The 17,333-nt window shown below is 70.3% G+C and carries 20 protein-coding genes and 2 pseudogenes; 7 read left to right on the top strand and 15 right to left on the bottom strand.

Annotation, left to right across the window (positions count from 1 at the left end; genetic code table 11):
- Positions 1 to 41 precede the first annotated feature (41 nt).
- Together ABTY04_RS12215 and ABTY04_RS12210 are read right to left on the bottom strand one after the other, a co-directional pair.
- The gene (locus ABTY04_RS12215) at positions 42 to 479 is read right to left on the bottom strand and encodes a GlcG/HbpS family heme-binding protein (protein WP_352213276.1); all 438 of its coding nucleotides are present in this window, start codon (positions 477 to 479) and stop codon (positions 42 to 44) included.
- 57 nt (positions 480 to 536) lie between these two features.
- Entirely contained in the window at positions 537 to 1,766 is a 1,230-nt protein-coding gene (locus ABTY04_RS12210; protein ID WP_352213275.1) for an MFS transporter, read from the bottom strand.
- A gap of 168 nt (positions 1,767 to 1,934) precedes the next feature.
- Here ABTY04_RS12210 and ABTY04_RS12205 point away from each other — a divergent pair, with 168 nt between their 5' ends.
- Entirely contained in the window at positions 1,935 to 2,393 is a 459-nt protein-coding gene (locus ABTY04_RS12205; RefSeq protein ID WP_352213274.1) for a MarR family winged helix-turn-helix transcriptional regulator, read from the top strand.
- On the opposite strand, the gene ABTY04_RS12200 is transcribed toward ABTY04_RS12205, so the two are convergent.
- The 5 genes and pseudogenes from ABTY04_RS12200 to ABTY04_RS12180 all read right to left on the bottom strand — a co-directional run.
- Positions 2,394 to 2,912, bottom strand: coding sequence for a hypothetical protein (locus tag ABTY04_RS12200; RefSeq protein WP_352213273.1), 519 nt, complete (start codon positions 2,910 to 2,912; stop codon positions 2,394 to 2,396).
- The gene (locus ABTY04_RS12195) at positions 2,909 to 3,601 is read right to left on the bottom strand and encodes an RNA polymerase sigma factor (RefSeq protein ID WP_352213272.1); all 693 of its coding nucleotides are present in this window, start codon (positions 3,599 to 3,601) and stop codon (positions 2,909 to 2,911) included. The genes ABTY04_RS12200 and ABTY04_RS12195 overlap by 4 nt, the downstream gene beginning before the upstream one ends.
- A gap of 8 nt (positions 3,602 to 3,609) precedes the next feature.
- Positions 3,610 to 4,041 carry an LAETG motif-containing sortase-dependent surface protein gene (locus ABTY04_RS12190; protein ID WP_352213271.1) on the bottom strand — a complete coding sequence of 144 codons (432 nt, stop codon included), beginning with the start codon at positions 4,039 to 4,041 and terminating at the stop codon, positions 3,610 to 3,612.
- A gap of 104 nt (positions 4,042 to 4,145) precedes the next feature.
- A complete protein-coding gene (locus ABTY04_RS12185; protein ID WP_352213270.1) occupies positions 4,146 to 5,732 on the bottom strand; it encodes a glycosyltransferase family 2 protein in 1,587 nt (528 codons plus the stop codon).
- 201 nt (positions 5,733 to 5,933) lie between these two features.
- Positions 5,934 to 6,122: pseudogene (locus ABTY04_RS12180) on the bottom strand (YbjQ family protein); the annotation flags it as partial.
- Between the two features lie 28 nt (positions 6,123 to 6,150).
- Between ABTY04_RS12180 and ABTY04_RS12175 the strand changes: the two are divergent.
- The 5 genes from ABTY04_RS12175 to ABTY04_RS12155 all read left to right on the top strand — a co-directional run bounded on the left by ABTY04_RS12175 (position 6,151) and on the right by ABTY04_RS12155 (position 10,744).
- The gene (locus tag ABTY04_RS12175; protein WP_352213269.1) at positions 6,151 to 7,929 is read left to right on the top strand and encodes a recombinase family protein; all 1,779 of its coding nucleotides are present in this window, start codon (positions 6,151 to 6,153) and stop codon (positions 7,927 to 7,929) included.
- Between the two features lie 174 nt (positions 7,930 to 8,103).
- A complete protein-coding gene (locus tag ABTY04_RS12170; RefSeq protein ID WP_352213268.1) occupies positions 8,104 to 8,682 on the top strand; it encodes a recombinase family protein in 579 nt (192 codons plus the stop codon).
- Between the two features lie 390 nt (positions 8,683 to 9,072).
- The gene (locus ABTY04_RS12165) at positions 9,073 to 10,287 is read left to right on the top strand and encodes a helix-turn-helix domain-containing protein (protein ID WP_352213267.1); all 1,215 of its coding nucleotides are present in this window, start codon (positions 9,073 to 9,075) and stop codon (positions 10,285 to 10,287) included.
- A gap of 62 nt (positions 10,288 to 10,349) precedes the next feature.
- On the top strand, positions 10,350 to 10,547 hold the full coding sequence (locus tag ABTY04_RS12160) for a hypothetical protein (protein WP_352213266.1): 198 nt from the start codon (positions 10,350 to 10,352) through the stop codon (positions 10,545 to 10,547).
- A 47-nt stretch (positions 10,548 to 10,594) separates the two neighbouring features.
- A complete protein-coding gene (locus ABTY04_RS12155) occupies positions 10,595 to 10,744 on the top strand; it encodes a hypothetical protein (protein ID WP_352213265.1) in 150 nt (49 codons plus the stop codon).
- 151 nt (positions 10,745 to 10,895) lie between these two features.
- On the opposite strand, the pseudogene ABTY04_RS12150 reads toward ABTY04_RS12155, so the two are convergent.
- From ABTY04_RS12150 to ABTY04_RS12140, 3 genes and pseudogenes are all read right to left on the bottom strand, one after another.
- A pseudogene (locus ABTY04_RS12150) lies at positions 10,896 to 11,099 on the bottom strand (heavy metal-binding domain-containing protein); the annotation flags it as partial.
- Between the two features lie 163 nt (positions 11,100 to 11,262).
- The gene (locus ABTY04_RS12145) at positions 11,263 to 12,189 is read right to left on the bottom strand and encodes a helix-turn-helix domain-containing protein (protein ID WP_352213264.1); all 927 of its coding nucleotides are present in this window, start codon (positions 12,187 to 12,189) and stop codon (positions 11,263 to 11,265) included.
- 87 nt (positions 12,190 to 12,276) lie between these two features.
- Positions 12,277 to 12,510 (bottom strand): DUF397 domain-containing protein, encoded by a 234-nt coding sequence (locus ABTY04_RS12140; RefSeq protein ID WP_352213263.1) that lies wholly within the window; start codon positions 12,508 to 12,510, stop codon positions 12,277 to 12,279.
- A 313-nt stretch (positions 12,511 to 12,823) separates the two neighbouring features.
- Here ABTY04_RS12140 and ABTY04_RS12135 point away from each other — a divergent pair, with 313 nt between their 5' ends.
- Positions 12,824 to 13,465, top strand: coding sequence for a hypothetical protein (locus ABTY04_RS12135; RefSeq protein ID WP_352213262.1), 642 nt, complete (start codon positions 12,824 to 12,826; stop codon positions 13,463 to 13,465).
- 23 nt (positions 13,466 to 13,488) lie between these two features.
- On the opposite strand, the gene ABTY04_RS12130 is transcribed toward ABTY04_RS12135, so the two are convergent.
- The 5 genes from ABTY04_RS12130 to ABTY04_RS12110 form a co-directional block, all read right to left on the bottom strand.
- Complete coding sequence (locus ABTY04_RS12130; protein WP_352213261.1) at positions 13,489 to 13,863, bottom strand: NYN domain-containing protein; 375 nt, start codon at positions 13,861 to 13,863, stop codon at positions 13,489 to 13,491.
- A gap of 36 nt (positions 13,864 to 13,899) precedes the next feature.
- Positions 13,900 to 14,832 carry a phosphatase domain-containing protein gene (locus ABTY04_RS12125; RefSeq protein ID WP_352213260.1) on the bottom strand — a complete coding sequence of 311 codons (933 nt, stop codon included), beginning with the start codon at positions 14,830 to 14,832 and terminating at the stop codon, positions 13,900 to 13,902.
- Positions 14,833 to 14,835: 3 nt separating this feature from the next.
- On the bottom strand, positions 14,836 to 16,050 hold the full coding sequence (locus tag ABTY04_RS12120) for a T4 RnlA family RNA ligase (RefSeq protein WP_352213259.1): 1,215 nt from the start codon (positions 16,048 to 16,050) through the stop codon (positions 14,836 to 14,838).
- A gap of 61 nt (positions 16,051 to 16,111) precedes the next feature.
- Positions 16,112 to 16,798 (bottom strand): Rossmann-fold NAD(P)-binding domain-containing protein, encoded by a 687-nt coding sequence (locus ABTY04_RS12115; RefSeq protein WP_352213258.1) that lies wholly within the window; start codon positions 16,796 to 16,798, stop codon positions 16,112 to 16,114.
- An 18-nt stretch (positions 16,799 to 16,816) separates the two neighbouring features.
- Complete coding sequence (locus tag ABTY04_RS12110; protein WP_352213257.1) at positions 16,817 to 17,251, bottom strand: VOC family protein; 435 nt, start codon at positions 17,249 to 17,251, stop codon at positions 16,817 to 16,819.
- Positions 17,252 to 17,333: the final 82 nt, after the last annotated feature.

The following is a 17,333-nucleotide window of genomic DNA, read 5'->3' as shown; positions in this document are numbered from 1 at the left end:
GGGGGACCCGGGCGCGCGACCCGGAGGCCCGGCGGGAGCCGTCAGAGCAGCGCGTCGAGTGCGGCGGCGGCGAAGGCGTGGTCCTGGTCGGGGGCGCCGCCGCCGACGCCGATGGCTCCGACGAGCCGTCCGCCGCGGCGGACGGGCAGGCCGCCCGCGATGAACAGCAGCGGCCGGTCGAGGGCGGTGGGCAGGGTGTGGAAGGGGCCGTCGGGCCGGACGGCCTCGACGAGGTCGGCGGTCGGGGCGTCGAGCTGGAGGGCGGTGTAGGCCTTGCGGGTGCTGGTCTCGCCGGAGATCAGCACGGCCCGGTCGTCGCGGCGGAATGCAAGCAGGTGGCCTCCGGCATCGAGGACGGTGATGCTGACCGTGGCCCCGGCCCGCTCGGCAGCGGTACGGGCGGCGGAGACGAGGAGTTCGGCGTCCTCGGTGGTCAGCGGGGCGACGGCGGTGCAGGCGGGGGTGGTGAGGCCGGGCATGGGGGTTCTCCTGGATCGTGGTGCGGGCGTACGGGCAATCGGTCGGCCGGGCGTGGATCAGTGGTGGACGGGGAGGCCGGCGGGGGCGCCTGCGGCGGGCGCTCCGGCCGCCACGACCCGGCCGCCGCCGCCCGGGAGGGTGGCCGTACGCCGCTCCAGCGCGCCGGAGACGAGGGCGAGGACCAGGGCGGAGGAAGCCATTGCGGCGCCGACCCAGTTCGGGGCGGTCCAGCCGAGCCCGGCGGCGATGACGAGCCCGCCGAGCCAGGCGGCGAGCGCGTTGCCGAGGTTGAAGGCGCCGATGTTGACGGCGGAGGCCAGGGTGGGGGCGCCGGCGGCTTGGTCGAGGACCCGCTTCTGCAGCGGCGGGACGGTCGCGAAGCCGAGGGCACCGATGAGGACGACGGTGACGGCGGTGCCGGCCTTGCTGTGGGCGGTGAGGGTGAAGACGGCCAGGACGATGGCGAGGGCGCCCAGGGACACGTACAGCATCGGCATCAGCGCGCGGTCGGCGAACCGGCCGCCGATGAGGTTGCCGGCGACCATGCCGAGGCCGAACAGGACGAGGAGCCAGGTCACGGAGGTACCGGCGAATCCGGCGACGTGGGTCGTCATCGGCGTGATGTAGGTGATCGCGGCGAAGACGCCTCCGAAGCCGAGGACGGTCATCGCCATCGCGAGCAGTACCTGGACGTTGCGGAAGGCGGCCAGCTCGTGGCGGATCCGGACGCCCGCAGGCCGGGGCAGTTCGGGAACCAGCCTGGCGATGCCGGCCAGGCCGAGTACCCCGAGGGCGGCGACGATCAGGAAGGTGACGCGCCAGCCGAGGGTCTGGCCGACGAGGGTGCCGAGCGGGACACCGACGACGTTGGCCACGGTCAGGCCCGTGAACATCATGGCGATCGCGCCCGCCTTCCGCTCGGGGGCCACGAGCCCGGCGGCGACCACCGAGCCGATGCCGAAGAAGGCGCCGTGGGCGAGGGAGGCGACGACGCGGCCGGCGAGCATGACGCCGAAGGCGGGGGCGAGTGCGGAGAGCACGTTGCCCGCGATGAACAGGCCCATGAGCAGCATCAACATGCGCTTGCGGGGGACGCGGGTGCCGAGGACGGTCATGAGCGGGGCGCCGAGGACGACGCCGAGGGCGTATCCGGTGACCAGGAAGCCGGCGGTGGGGATCGAGACGCCGTAGTCGGCGGCGACCTCCGGGAGCAGGCCTGTGATCACGAATTCGGTGGTGCCGATCCCGAAGGCCCCGATGGCGAGGGCCAGCAGTGCGAGAGGCATGAGGGGTGTCCTTCAAGGGGGAGGTGGTGACGCCGCAGCAACACTTGCTGTCGCCGCTTACATGCGTCGACATTAATTGCAGACGCGGGATGTTTGCAAGCGCGGGCTATTGCGTCAGTGGCCTATCCTGGGAGGGCACCTGCGGGGACACGGTTTGAAGGAGCAGCCATGACGGCCACGGACAGCGCACTCACCGGCCTCGCCCAGGGCTGGTGCGCCCTCTCCCTCCTGCACGGACGGATCGAGGCGCACATCGAGCGGGCCCTCCAGTCGGGGCACGGGCTGAGCGTGCGCGAGTACTCGCTGCTGGACGTCCTGAGCCGCCAGCACGACGGCCCGGGCGGCCACCTGCGGATGCACCAGGTGGCCGACTCGGTGGTGCTCAGCCAGAGCGCGACCACCCGCCTGGTCAGCCGGCTTGAGGACCGCGGGCTGCTCAGCCGCTACATCTGCGACACGGACCGGCGGGGCATCTACACCGACGTGAGCGAGGCCGGCCTGGCCCTGCTGGCCGCCGCCCGGCCCGCCAACGACACCGCGCTGCGCGAGGCACTGGACGAGGCCGCGCGCAACCCCGAACTCGCCCCGCTGGTCGCGGCCGTGGAGAACACCCGCCCCCGGTCCTAGCTAGGTCCTGCTGGGACTGGCGCTCGGCAGGGACGACGTCTGCGGCGGGGGCGACGGGACGGCGGTCGGGGGCCGGGAGCTCGACGGGGGCGCCGACGCGCTCGGGGGCAGGCCCGGCGTCGGACCCGAGCGGGTCCCGGGGCTCCTGGACGGCCCCGGGGACGGCGTCACCGACGGGCGGGCGCTACCGGTACCGGTAGGGGTAGGGGTACTCGTACCGGACGGCGGTGTCGGCCCGGGTCCGGTGATCTCGGGCGGCGACGCCGGCGGAACCGGCCGGGCCGGGGACGGGTCCGGGGCCAGTACGAGGTACCCGGCCACGGCGGCGGCAGCCGCGGCCAGTCCCGCCAGCGGCAGCGCGAGCCGGCGCAGGTTCAGCCGCAGCCGCGCGGCGGGCAGCCTCCGGGCATACGGACCCGGGGGATCCGCGGGGCGCAGATCCCGTACGGTGACCCCGGCCGCGCGGGCGTCGAGGGCCTGGCGCAGCCTGCGTTCGACGGGGCGTTCGCCGTGCGTCATATCCGTCCCTCCAGAGTCCGTTCCAGCGCATCCAGCGCGCGGCTCGCGTTCGACTTCACCGCGCCCCGGCTGATCCCGAGGGTGGTCGCTATCTCGGCCTCGCTGAGTTCGGCCCAGTAGCGCAGGACGAGGACCTGCCGGCGGCGCGGGGTCAGCCTGCCGAGTGCGGCGAGGACCTCGCGGTGCGCCTCGTCGAGGACGACGTGGTCCTCCGCGGACGGGATGTCGGCCGCCGCGGGCGGGGTCCAGGCGCGGGCGGTGCGCCTGCGGCGCAGCACCGACCGGGAGGTGTTGACGACGGCCGTGCGCAGATAGCCCAGCGCGTTGTCGACCTCGCTGATCTGCTCCCCGTGGCGCCTGTACAGGGCCGTGAAGGCGTCTTGGACCACGTCCTCGGCGGTGGCCAGGTCGTCGACGAGCAGCACCGCCAGCCGGACCATGCGCAGCCGGTGCGCATGGTAGAGCCCGGTGACGGTGGGCTGCGGCGCGTCACCCCACGGGGCGTCGTCGTACGCGGCCCCCGGCGCGGGCCCGTGCCCGTGCCCGTACCCGGGACCGTACGGCTGCGCGGGCGGCGGCGGGGTGGCGCGCTCGCCGCGCAGCACCAACGACCACAAGCCCCGCCACGCCCGGCCGAGGCCGAGCGTGAGGGGGCGTGCGGAAGGTGCGGGTGGTGCGAGTTGGAGCACGGGTTTCCTCAGCCGTTGGCGCGGCGCCGCACGGCGTACAGGGTCCCGGCTCCGGCGGCGATGAGCCCGGCGGCCCCGGCCCCGATGGCGGCGGTGGTGGTGGAGGAGCCAGTATGCGCGAGCTCGTCCCCGGCCGCAGAAGGGGTGGCGGAGGGCGCCGCGCTCGGCCGGGCGCTGGGCCCGCCGCTCGGTGTCGCGGTCGGCGGGAGGCTGCGCGACGGCGTGGGCCGCACACTCGGCGCCGCGGTCGGCGGGAGGCTGCGCGACGGCGTGGGCACGGCGCTCGGCGTCGCGCTCGACGGCGTGCTGGGAACCGGCGTCGGGGCGGCCGAAGCCCCCTGTGCGGCGAAGGCGGGCCCGGCGAGAACGACGACCGCTCCCGCGGCGGCAGCGGCGACGGCCGCCCGGCGGACGGTCGGGTGGACGCGCTTCAGGATCATCACAGTGGTTCTCCACGGTCGGGTCGAGGACGCGGAATCACGCCCTTCACCCCCGCACGACGCGCGACCCCCCGGGAGGTTGCCGCCGATTTCGAAAAACTTTCTCAGGCCGTGGGCAGCGGGATCCGGCGGACCACCTCGAAGCTCAGATTCCCGTAGGCGGTGAAGAACGCGGCCGCCGCGAGTTCCGTGGTGCCGCTCGGGTCGCGGGTGATGACCTTGGCCCGGCGGGCCGTCCGGTCCAGCTCCGGCGCGTGCCGGCGGCCCAGCCGGACCGTGCGCGTGACCCCCTCCGCCCGCACGTTGAGGAAACAGTCCCAGGTACCCGGCGCGACCGGCCCGCCCCCGGCCACCGTGGCCAGGTCGAGCTCCGCCAGGAAGCCGGCCATCGCCAGCTCCGGGTCCTGCTCCGTGAGTTCCGGCGCGGGACGGGCCTGGACCGGTACGAGGTGCTCGTCGCCCGTCTCCCGCGAGCGCAGCACGAGCTCGCTCTCCATGCGGCCGGTCCCCAGCGTCTGGATGTACGCGTGGCCGGTCATCCGTACGCGCCCGCCCTGCCAGCTCAGCGACGCCAGCCGGTGCTGCGTCCTGAGCCTCCCGGTCACGTCGAAGAGCACGTCCGGCAGTCCCGCCGCCGGGTCCCGGAAGAGCGGATAGCAGCGGTACACGCGGCCGTTGTCGACGATTTCCTGCGGGGCCGGCTCCTTCGCGGGGTCGTACTCCATCAACTGCTCGAAGGCGGCCAGCGGGCCGCAGGCGAACGCGTACAGCCGGATCCAGTCGATCCGCGGCAGTTCGCCGCCCGTGTCCGGCGTCCAGTACGTCTGCACCAGTGCCCGCGCCCGCTCGTACACCTCCGCCGTGAAGGCGGGGTCCTCGTGGCGGGCGATGACGGCCGGCCGCAGCGCCGTACGCAGCACGCTGCGGAAGTGCCGGCCGAGCATGCGGCGCCGTCCCACCGGGTCCTGCACCCGTTCGGCCACCAGCGACATGACACGTTCGATGTGCGCGACCGTCTCGTCCGCGGTCCGGACGCGCGCGGTGATGTTCTGCCCGTCGTCGCGGCGGCGCAGGAAGTAGCAGTCGTAGTCGCCGACGACCGAGATCTTCCCGGCGGCCAGGAACACCTCCGTCATGAAGACCTGGTCCTCGCCGTACCAGAGGTCCTCCGGGTAGCGCAGCCGCGCGTCCTCGATGACCTGCCGGCGCATCAGCTTGGCGGAGTGCAGCGAGCGGTAGACCTCCGAGGTGTAGAGGTCGGCCTCCTCGGCATGCCGGTGGGCCTTCTCCGACACGGTCCGGCCGAGTCCGACCTGCTTGGCGAGCACGAGGTCGCTGCCCTGGGTCTCGGCCATGTCCAGCAGCCGCTCCAGTGCCTCGGGGCCGAGGTGGTCGTCGGCGTCGAGGACGAAGACGTACCGGCCGCGGGCCAGGTCGAGGGCCCGGTTGCGCGGCCCGCCCGGGCCGCCGGAGTTCGGCTGGTGCAGTACGCGCAGCTGCGGGTGCCGCGCAGCGTAGCGGTCCAGCTCGGCGCCGCTGCCGTCCGTGGAACCGTCGTCGACGGCGATGATCTCCAGGCGCTCCGCCCCCAGGGTCTGCCCCAGCGCCGAGTCGAGGCACTCGTTCAGATACGGCATCGCGTTGTAGACAGCGATGATCACGGATATGTCGGGGGCGGACGCGTGGTGCATGCACCCGAGCATAAAGTTCGGCCCCGGCGCCCCCTGAGCCGGTGTCCGCGGGAGGCGCGCGCCCGCGTCCTCTTGTGGGTCCCGGCCCGGTGGATCACCATCCGCAGATGCCGACGCCCCCGCACTGCGGCGTCCCGTCCGGCAGCCCGCGTACGGCGGTTGGCGGAGCGCCGTCCTGGACTCGGGTGGCGGGGACGCGGGTCAGGAGGAGGGCGCGAGGACGACGGCCGTCCCGTACGCGCAGACCTCGGTCCCGACGTCGGCGGCGTCGGTCACGTCGAACCGCATCATCAGCACGGCGTTCGCGCCGCGGGACTTCGCCGCCTCGATGAGCCGCTCCATGGCTTGGTTGCGGGTCTGCACCAGGGTCTTGGTCAGCCCCTTGGTTTCCCTAGGTTCTGATCATAGGATCCGAACCATGAGCGCACCTGGGGCAGTGACCGGCATGAGGATCCATGCAGCGGGATACACAAGGCAGTCCAGCACGCGCGACAACCGGAGCGAGGCGAGCCCGGAGGACCAGCGTGAGGCCAACCACGCAAAGCACCTCACCTATCCCGATGCTGTCTGGTGTGGCCACTATGAGGACCTGGGCATATCTGCGTTCAGCGGTGCGGAACGTCCCGACTTCGAGCGGCTGTTGACCGACTGTCGGGCCGGTCGCATCAACATGGTGATCGTCTATTACGTCAGTCGGTTCTCTCGCATGGACCCGCTGGACGCGATTCCGATCGTCACGGAGCTGTTGAACCTTGGCGTCACCATCGTCAGCGTCACTGAGGGCGAGTTCCGCAAGGGCAACGTCATGGACCTGATTCACCTGATCATGCGGCTTGACGCTGCCCACCAGGAGAGCAAGAACAAGAGCGTTGCCGTGCGGGGCGCCAAGGAGAAAGCGAAGGCGCTGGGCGGGTACATCGGCGGAAACACCCCATACGGCTTCAAGCTTCGGTCTGAAATGCGCATAACCCCGACCGGCAGGCCCATCGCTGTTCAACTGCTTGCCGTGCACGACGACGAAGCGGAGGTGATCCGGCGCGCGTGGGGGTACATCAAGGCGCATCTGAGGGAGACGTCCGGCGAGAGGGCCGCACTGAACGTGGGCAGCCCCGGCAGCATCAACGGCGTATGCCAGACCTTCAACGACGATGGCACGCCCACCCGTGGTGCCGCGAAGGGAGCAGGTCGCGCAAAGGCACTTTGGGAAGCAGCAACCCTTAAGCGCATCCTCAGGGACCCCCGGATTGCCGGATACGACGCTGTGGCCCGCTATTACACCGATGGCGACGGTAACCCAACCCGCCAAATGCGCGACTACGTCATCAAGCGCGACCCCGAGACGATGCAGCCGCTGTATCTCGAAATTGAGCCGATCATCCCTCGTGACGAGTGGCACGAACTGCAAACGTGGCTGTCCGCACGGACCAGGGGCAGCAGTGGCAAGCCTGTGCCGGTGACCTTGCTGGGTGGCATGTCGATTCTTGAGTGCGAGTGTGAGTACAACGCCGGGGTGCTCAACGACCACGCCACGCCGTCCCGCAGTTCGTACCGCTGCAACCGCCCAACCGGCGGACGCCCCGACGGCGTTCACACCGGAACGAACCGCATTCTCCAGAAGTACGCAGACGACTACGTTGCACAACGCATCCTCGCCGTGATCACGACTGCAGAGGACGACCCCGAGACGGCCGGCATCCTCATTGAGGCGCAGAAGCGCTTTGGAATCGCCACGGCCGACCCTGAGACGGCGCGAGAGCGAACGGAACTGGTCCGAGAGAGGGCGGACGCCATCCAGGCCCTGGAAGAGCTCTACGACGCCCTGGAGAACGGGGAGACGTACAGCGGGCCCATTGGGCAGCGTCGCTTCAACGAGCGGAAGCGGAAGCTTGAGGGCCGCATGTCGGCGGCCGAGCATGCCATTGCGGAGATTGAGGAGAGCTGCACGGCCAAACTGCCGATCACCCAATGGACAGACGGCTCAGTGAACGGTGACCCCATCGGCGAGGGGTCCTGGTGGCATGGCGCATCCATGGAAAACCGGCGGATGCTGGTCCGGCTGTTCGTGGACAAGGTGATCATCCACAAGACCACCCGAAAGGGCGGGACCGTTCCGACCCCGGATGAGGTAGCGGCACGACTTACGGTCCGATTCGCGACCGGCGAGGCCGACGAGAGCGCCCAGGAGTTGACAGCGTGAGCCCCCGGCCCATCGACAGTACGGAGAGTGATCGCCGTGGGGCGTCCATCAAACGATGGTTTGTGAGACGTCTGCGACGATGACCCGGGGGCGGCCGATCCGTGTTCCAAAACCCGTCTCAGAACCTCTCGAAAACCCTTAAGGTTTTGAGACGGGTTATGCGACGATCTGTGCATGACGACGACCACAGGACACCTGATCGGATACGCCCGAGTCTCGACCGATGACCAGGAAGCCCAGTTGCAGCACGACGCGCTGAATCAGGCGGGATGCGCCCGGATCTTCACGGACAAGGCGAGCGGCAAGAACACGGACCGGCCGGAGCTGACAGCCGCACTCGACTACGCGCGCCCCGGGGACACCCTGTGCGTGTGGAAGCTGGACCGGTTCGCTCGCTCACTGATCGACCTGGTGAACATGGTTGATGCTCTCGCCGCTCGGGGGATCGGCTTCAAGGTACTGACGGGGGCGCTGGCGAGCATCGACCCGAACACCCCGGACGGACAGCTCATGCTTCAGGTGGTGGGTGCCATGGCGGAGTTTGAGCGCAGCCTGATCAAGGATCGGACCCGCGCCGGTCTGGACGCTGCCAGGGCTCAGGGACGCGTGGGCGGTCGTCCGGCTGTGATGGACGCTGACAAGCTCGCTGCGGCTAAGGCTCGGAGGGCCAAGGGCGAGAGCGTCACCGCCATTGCCAAGGCCCTCGGGGTGTCCCGCGCGACGCTGTACCGGGCGCTGAACGAGGCAGAGTGACGTCCTCAGCGGCGTGAGATGCGGTGTTGCGGTGGTTCTTCGCGTTTTCGGGAATACATATAGAAACCTATAAGCAATACGAAAAGTGCCCTGGAACCACCGCAACACCGCACACGAGGGTAGGGCGCTTCGAAAGTTCGGGACGTGTGCCCGCTGGCAATCCCGGCCCAAGCTCCATCCGCGCGCCCTGAGTGTGGCGCCGTTTTTGGGCTGACGCTTGGCGCCTGACCAGCGGCAACATGCTGGGCGCCACTGGAGAACAGCCCCGGGAAGGGGCAGAGCGTCCCCTCAGAATGCATCGATCAGAGACCTGAACGTCAACGTGAGGCGCAGTGTGCACGGTTTGAGGATCACTGTCACAGCTCCACCGCTCGGGCGTAGTTTCTGGGCATGGCTACTGAGCACCTGGGCGACCGCATGGCGAGGCTGCGCCGTCTTGCCGACCTCACCCAAGAGGGACTGTCCGAACGGTCCGGCGTGTCCGTGGACGTGATCCGGAAGCTTGAGCAGCACCGGAAGCACAGCGCACGGCTGCCGGCGCTTCATTCGCTGGCCAAAGGGCTGGGCGTGGAACTGACGGCCCTTCTGGGAGACCCGCCAGGTGTCCCGTCCAGCGGCGACGCCGACCCGCCTCAGCTCGTCGCTGTCCGGCGCGCGATCATGCCGCCGCTATTCGCTCCCCCCATGGAGCCTGCGGGCGTTGAGAGACTATCTCTGCGCCTTCTGCGGGCCGAACTGGCAGAGGGGTGGACGTTGTACCACTCGGCGGAGTTCGGCCGTCTCATGGACGTCCTGCCGGGCATCATCGCGGACGCTCGCCTACTCGCTGCGGTAGGTAACCCGGACCAACGGGCAGCCGGCCAATCGGCACTCGGCAAGGCGCTGCAACTCGGCGGACACCTGGCCATCCGTCTCGGAAAGACCGACCTCGCACTCTCGGCTCTGGAGCGCGCCTACGCTGCCGCCGGTGACTCGTCAGACCCCTTGCTTGCCCCGATGGTCTCGAACTCCGTGGCGTGGGCCTACCAGCGACAGGCCCGGTTGGACGACGCACGGAACTTGGCCGTGCACGCTGCGGACGGGGTGGAACGCGAGCACACGGGTACGTCGGAGGGGGTCCGTGTCTGGGGTGGCCTGCTGATGTCTGCGGCCACGTCGTACGCACGGAGCGACGACTACGAGACCGCCAACGACATGATGGTGACGGCCGAGAAGGCAGCGGGCCGTTTGGCTACCCTCCCGCCCCCGGCTGACGGCAAGTTGGTGTCGGTGTTCAGCCGGTCGTCGGTGCGCATCGAACGGGTCCGCCTTGCTGTGCAGCATGAGCGGCCCCAGGAAGCCCTGGCGCTGGCCAAGGGCATAAGGCTGAGCAAGGACACTCCGCCCTCATGGAGGACGTGGCTGCTGCTGGACGTGGCACGCGCACACACCGACATGGGGGACGCCACCGGGGCTGTGGGAGCGCTTGAACGGCTTCGGCAGGTGGCACCAGGGTGGATGCGGCACCACACGTTGGCTGTAGCCATCGTCAGCGACTTGTGGAACGGACCTGCACGACCGCCGGGTCTGCGAAAGCTCGCCGAGTTCCTGGGAGTCGCCAACTAACGGCGCGAGAGTGGGACGTTCCGTCCCTGTAGGACCGCGCCGTCCGGCAGCACGATCAATGCATGACGGAGCCGACGCGATTCAGCACCACACCGATCGAACTGCCGTTGCGCTTACACCTGGAACCGACCCCGGTTGAGGGGTGCGCGGGCTGCGCTGAACTGGCCAACGTGCGGGACCGTGCGCGGGCTGGGGGCGACCTGACGACGGTCTCTGACTGCAACGTCCACATGCGTCGGCATCCCGAGGGGCACGAGTGATCACGCAGGCGAACATCGGTCAGCGGGTGGAGGATGCGGCGGGTCGCATGGGCATCCTGCGAGACGTGATCCCGGACTACGAGGACCCGGCCGCCATGCCGGGCGAGCGCCGTAAGCGGCCTACGGCGTTCCTACGGCCCGAGAGCGGGGGCCGTGAGTGGCTGGTCCCGCCGAACACCGTGAAGCCTGCCGAGTAGACGCCAGCCGTCGACTGTGCCGACTCGGACAGCTCAGCACGTCAGCAGCCCCGTATGTGCGTCGTTCTCCCATGACGCGCAGGCGGGGCATTTCCCGCATGCAATGAGTGCCGACCACAGGGTAAACCACAGGTCAGCAGCAATGAACGCATTTGGGTGTAGCCTTCAGCTCGCCACCGATCATCGACTTCAGGCCTGCGCCGATCTGGCTGCCGAGGTGGCGGGAGCGGACGGTGAGGCCGAAGACCTCACCGATGACCTGCTCGACCCGGTACCCGGGCACGTCGTTCGTCGTCACGACGAGTACGCCGGTCTGCTGGGGCCCGGGCCCGCCGCTGTAGTCATCGATACCCATGCGACCCACTGTGGCGGCGGCCGCGGGCCCACGCATCCGGAGGAGGCCACGTCGGGGCGTGCGCGGCTGCGTGCTGCGCCGGATCGACGCCGGGGGGCACGGACGAGCGGACCATCGACTCGGCCGACGGCTGGTACGACGTCCTGGGTCCGTCCGGCCCTGGCTAGGGCCTGGCTTCGGCGGGGCCGAACCGGTGCTTCGCCGTGCGGATCAGGCCGGTGCTCTCGTCCTGGGACGACGCCGCGTCGCGCAGGATGCCCAGCGCTTTGCGGTAGTCGGCAAGGGCGCGCGGCCTGGTGACGTAGTTCGCGCCGTTGATGTGCTCCACGTACGCCAGCTCGGCGTGCTGCCCGTCGCGGAACGTCAGATGGGTGACGGGGTAGGGCGGTGCGGCCCCGTACGCACGGGCCATCCGGAGGATGCGGACGCTCACCTTGCCGGTGGCGCCGGCGCGGAGCAGATGGGCCAGCTGGTCGTGCATCACGGCCGCGTTGCCGCAGCGGCGGTGCAGTACGGCTTCCTCAAGCAGGACGGCCACCCGCGGCAGTGGGCCGTCCATCAGACGCAGCTGTCGTTCGGTGCGCAGCTCGACGACCCGTTCGACCTCCTCCGGACCGGCGCCGGGCATGACCGCCCGCACCATGTACCGGGCGTAGTCCCGGGTCTGGAGGATGCCGGGGACGACGAGGTTCTCATAGACGCAGATCTCTTCGGCGTCGCCCTCCAGCCGGATCAGGCGCTTGAGGAAGCCGGGGGTGACATCGCTGAACCGCTCGTACCACTCGGAGTCCTGCGGGTGCCCCAGGAGCCGTTCGATCACCCGCATCCCGTCGGCGTCGACACCGTAGAACCGGGCGAGATCCCGTACGTCGCGCGGTTTCGGCGGACTCTCGCCGCGCTCCAGACGGCTGACCTTCGACACCGATCCGCGGATGACCGGCGCGACCTGACGCAGGGTGAGGCCGCGGGCCTCACGGCACCGGCGCAGTTCCTGGCCCAGCAGGCGGTCGGCCGCTGCCCGGACCGGATCGGCTCCCCTCGGCAGGACGGGGTCGACGGACCCGGGCAGCGGCTCGGGGAGGGCGGACATGAGAACTCCCCTTCGACAAGGACAGTGGTCTGTCACAGAGTGGGCCACCCCTGTCCGCCCCTCAAGCCCCGCCGCCGATCCGCGCCGTCATCCGGTCAGGTGATCGAATTCCGCGCGTTTGACGCCGTCGATGAACCCCTCGATCTCGGCGGCCGTGAACACCAGTGCCGGCCCGCCAGGGAAGCGTGAGTTCCGCATCGCCACGCCACCGCCCGCCAGGGCGGCGACTTCCACACAGTTGCCGTTGCCCACACTGGCACTGCTCTTGACCCACACCGCGCCGGGAATCTCGCTCGCCGCCACGCCATTGCCCACCTGCATGATCGGATCCCTCCTCGTCGGACGTGCAGGACCGTGCGATCCCCTGCGGGGCCGCACGACAAGCACTGGCGGAAATGCTAGCCAGATGCAGGGGGCACCGGAGTCCCTCGAATGGGTGCCGCCGTTGCGCGACGCTTCGGCGGCGCGCCTCCGGACCCGGAGGCGCAGATTGGGCATTTCGGGCTAAACGGCGGCGAGTCACCGGGGCTGCCCGACCCGTCCTCGCCATAGTCGACGGTGGCGGCTGACTGGCTGCCACCCCGGCCTGCGGCACACCGCGGCCGGGCGGATGTCTTCGTAGAGGAGCCTGTACATGCAGAAGCCCACCAGGACCATCCTCGCTCTCGCCGCCGGAAGCCTGGTGCTCGGCTCGGTCGGCGTGGGCGCCGCCGCCGCGGACGAGGGTCCGAGGGCCGACACGTCGTCGCGGGAGATCGTCGTTCTCGAACCGGAGCACGACAAGTCCGGCAGCCACAACGGCAAGGAGTACACCGTCGGCAAGGTCGTCTCGCGCGGCCCGGTGAAGCTCCGCAGCAAGCCGACCACCCACTCGGACTCCGTGGGGCACGTGAAGCCGGGCCAGAAGGTCGCGATCGTGTGCAAGACGCGTGGCGAGCGGATCGACGGCAACGACCTCTGGTACCTCCTCCGCCCCAAGGAGGAGAAGGAGGAGGAGCACAAGGGCCGGGAGGAAAGCCGGGAGGGAGGCCGGGAGGACGAGGGCAAGGAGGAAGGCCGGGAGCACGAGGGCCGGGAGGAAGGCCGGGAGGAAGGCCGGGAGCACGACGCACAGGAGCGCCAGGACGAGCCCTCGTCCGAGGACCAGGGCCGGAGCGACAGGGACGGCAAGGAGGAGAAGGGCCGCAAGGAGCACAAGGACAAGAAGGACAAGAAGAAGGCCTGGGTCACCGCACGTTACGTGAAGAACCTGGACCGCGTGAAGTGGTGCGACTGACCTTCCGGTCCACGCACATCCGGTCAGTCCGCCGGGCGTACGGCACGCGGCCCCACACACAGCGCCCCGTACGCCCGGACCCGCTCGCGTAGTTCCCGGTCCGCCGTGACCACGACACAGCCGCGCTCCGCGAAGGAGGCGGCCAGTTCCACGATCCGGTCGTCACCGCTCCCGGGCGTCGAGTCCACCCGTACTCCGGGTACGGACTCGACGCCCCGGGCCGCGCCCTCGACGACGAGGACGATCTCCTCGATCCCCCCGGCCCCGGCCACGACGGTGGCCGGGTCCCGCTCCGCGAGCCGGTCACGCAGCCGCTCGGCCGCGCCCCGCCGGTCCCGCCACCAGCCGTCCGGCACGGAACCGACGACGTTCGCGGCGTCCACGATCAACACGCTCATGACCCCAGTATGGGCAGGGCCCGCGGCCGCCGGCTCCTAGAAGTCGCCGTAGTTGACCTGCCAGGTGGGCAGGCCCATCCGGCGCCAGACCGCGACCACCCGGTCCCGGTCGTCCAGCGACACCCGTACCGCGTACCGGTGGCGCACGTGCGCGTCGAACAGCTCCGCCTTCACCACGTCGTCGCGGCGCGTGTCGCCGAGCGGGCGCATCCACAGCTCGTCGTACGGCACCTCGTGCCGTCGCAGCCACGCCTCCGTCTGCGGCCGGTACTCCTCGCCGCGCCCGGACAGCAGCACGACGGTGTCGCCGCCGGCGTGCCGGAAGGCGTCCAGCGCATACCGCACCGGCTCGTTGAGCTCGTCGATCTCGCAGCGCGAGAAGTCGTACGGACTGCGGTCACCGGTCAGCGCGAGCGTCCCGTCGATGTCGCACATCACGGCCGACGGCAGCGCCGGATCGGCCACGTACGGCTCCACCCCGGGCTGGTCGTTGAACCACTCCGCGGTGAGCCGCCAGCCGCCCTTCTTGGCGTTCTTGTGCTTCTCGTTCAGTATCCGGATGACCTCTTCGCCGACGGGCCGCTCCCGCGCCGCGTCCCGGCGCAGGCACTCCTCCAGCGGCACGTCGGTGAAGTCGTGCACGACGAAGGTCGCGCGCCCGGCGACCGCCGCCTTGATCCGCTTGGGGATGCGGGAGGTCAGGTGCGTGTTGTCGACGACCACGTCGAAGCCGTCGTCGACGGCCGCGCGCACCGCCGCGTCCTGGACGGCCAGGACGGTCTGCTCGTGCCGGAACGAGCGCCCGCGCTCCGGGTCGGGCAGATCGAGCATGGCCCGCAGGTCGTCCAGGTTGACGCGGCGCATCCGGCCCGCGGCCTCGGCCTGCAGGGCGCGGGCGGCCGTCGTCTTCCCCGAGGCCGGCAACCCCGTCATGACGTGGACGACGGGGCGTACGGGGTTTTCGGACACTGGTCAGTTCTCCTCATCGGTCGTGAAAGGGTCGGACGCTTCCGGCCGCACGTCCCGCCATACGACGAGTTCGGTGGACCGGCTGTCCAGACGCAGGAACATCGCCGCACGGATCCAGCGGTCGGGCAGGGCCTTCGCGGCGCGCGCGAACGCGCCCCGGTCGCCGGTCAGATGGGCGAGCTGCGCGAACGCCTCGTCGATGGCGCGCTCGCGCTGCGCCGCGGCGTCCTCCAAGCCGGCGACCACCTCGCGCACCCAGGCGTCGAACTCGTCCGGCACCTGCTGCAGCAGCGCCTCCAGGGGCTTGCCGCCCGAGGCCTCGATGTCCGCGGCGGTGCAGTTCAGGCCCTGCGCCAGCTCCTTGGCAGGCAGGCCGGCGAACCGCTCGATGCCGTGGCTGCGCCAGATGTCCCGCTCGGTGACTCCGGTGACCAGCTTGTGGAGGCGTACGTACTCGGACAGCTTGGCCTTCGCGCGGACGCCCGAGGCGAACCGCAGCACGAAGCCCTCGGCGTCGGTGCCGGTGGCGTTCTCGCCGCCGGGCATCGTGTTCGACTCCGCCAACGCCAGCAGCTCGGCGAGCGGCATGGCGGGCCACACCGTGACGACGGACCCGATCCCCTTCCAGTGGACGGAGGCCTCGGCGAGGGGGACTTCGGTGCCGTCCAGGCCGAACGCGGCCAGGAGCACCAGGTCCCGGCGGTCGCCGTAGTCGACGACGATACGATTCTGCGGGTAGAGGATCTCCGCGAGGTAGGTCACGCCGGGGACGAGTGCCGAGGTGTCGCGGCCGTCGAGGTGCCGCTGGCCCCAGGTGGCCTGGGTGCTGATGAAGGATCCTTTGGACGCGACGCGCCAGCTGCCCGCGTAGTGGAAGACCACCGCGAGGCTGCCGTCGACCTTGTCGTACACCTCGAACGGCTCGTCGGGCAGGGCCGGTGCGTACGGCTGGCCGGACTCGTGCTCGCCGACGTTGAAGAACTTCGGCAGGGGCAGCGCGACGATCGCTCCGGTGGTGTCGTCCACGACGAGCCCGCGGCAGCGCATGGTGACCCGGTTCCAGACCCGCTCGTACTGTGCCGTCCGCGTGTACGTGTAGATGGACAGCGGCAGTTCGGGGTGCGACTTGCGGGTCACGTGCCCGGCGTCGATGGCTGCTGCCAGCTCCTGCTGCGGCAACAGGTCGTGCAGCATCGGATAGGCCTGGCTCTGACCCATGGGTTCCTCCCGGTTTGAGATGCTTCATTCTCACGTGCGGGAGGGGCTGCCCGGTACCGAATTATCGCTGGTCCGGAGGGCTCTTGGCCAGCCGGTTGATGTCCTGGGGCCGCAGGATCCGGGTGCGGACGCCGGCGTCGGGCATCGCGACGGCGATCATCGCGCGGCCCAGGGCCTCGGTGGTGGTGACGAGGTTCGGCGCGAGGCGGCGCAGCAGCGGGAAGAGCGGCGCGGTGAGCATGTAGCCGACACGGTAGAGGAGGGTCTTGGAGGGCAGGCCCCGCACGGGCTGCACGAGGCCGGGGCGGAACATGTAGGCCTGGAACGGCAGCTGGAGCAGGTCGTTCTCCGTCTCGCCCTTGACGCGGGCCCACATGGAACGGCCCTGTTCGGTGCTGTCCGTGCCCTCGCCGGAGACGTAGGCAAAGGTCAGCCGGGGGTTGGCGGCGGCGAGCGGACGGGCCGCGGCGAGCGTGAGGTCGTGGGTGATGCGGCGGTAGTCCTGCTCCTTCATGCCGACGGCGGAGACGCCGAGGCAGAAGAAGCAGGCGTCGTAGGAGGCCAGGTCGAGGTCCGGGGCGGACAGGTCGGACGGGTCGTCCTGGATGCGCTCGCGCAGCTTGGGGTGGGAGACGCCGAGGGGGGTGCGGCCGACGGAGAGGACGGCCGTGACGGAGTCGTCGCGCAGGCACTCGCGCAGAACACCCCGGCCGAGCATTCCGGTTCCGCCGAAGAGGATGACGTTCACGTGCGCAGCCTAGGCGTCCTAGTGCGAGACGCAGAGCTCATTGCCTTCCGGATCGGCGAGTGTGGTCCAGGTGTAGGGGCCCTGGCGGCCCTCGTGCAGGTGCTTGGCGCCTTTGGCGATGAGGCGCTCGACGACTTCCTGCGGGTTGTCGGAGCCGGTGCGGACGTCGAGGTGGACCCGGTTCTTGACCGTCTTCGGCTCGGGGACGAGCTGGAAGAGGACGCGGGGCGCGCGTTCGACCCCTTCGGGGTGGCGGATGGCGGCGCCGACCTTCCAGACGAGGGCTCCACGGTGGGTGGTGGCGTCCTCTTCCCCGGCGTGGCCGGCCGCCACCATCTTGCGGATGAACTCCTCGTCGGTCGGCTCCACTTCCCAGCCGAGGGCGTCGGCCCACCAGTCGGCGAGCGAGTGCGGGTCCGCGGAGTCGATGGTCACCTGGAACGTGTATGCCATGGGGGGACCCTACTGAGGACCACCGACAGTCGCCGGGGAAGGCGTCCTCGATTCCGGGTCGTTCGGCCGATGCCGCTCTTTC

The sequence above is a fragment of the Streptomyces sp. NPDC097981 genome (assembly GCF_040302565.1).
Lineage (GTDB): Bacteria > Actinomycetota > Actinomycetes > Streptomycetales > Streptomycetaceae > Streptomyces.
This window is presented reverse-complemented; position numbering and strand designations above follow the sequence as displayed.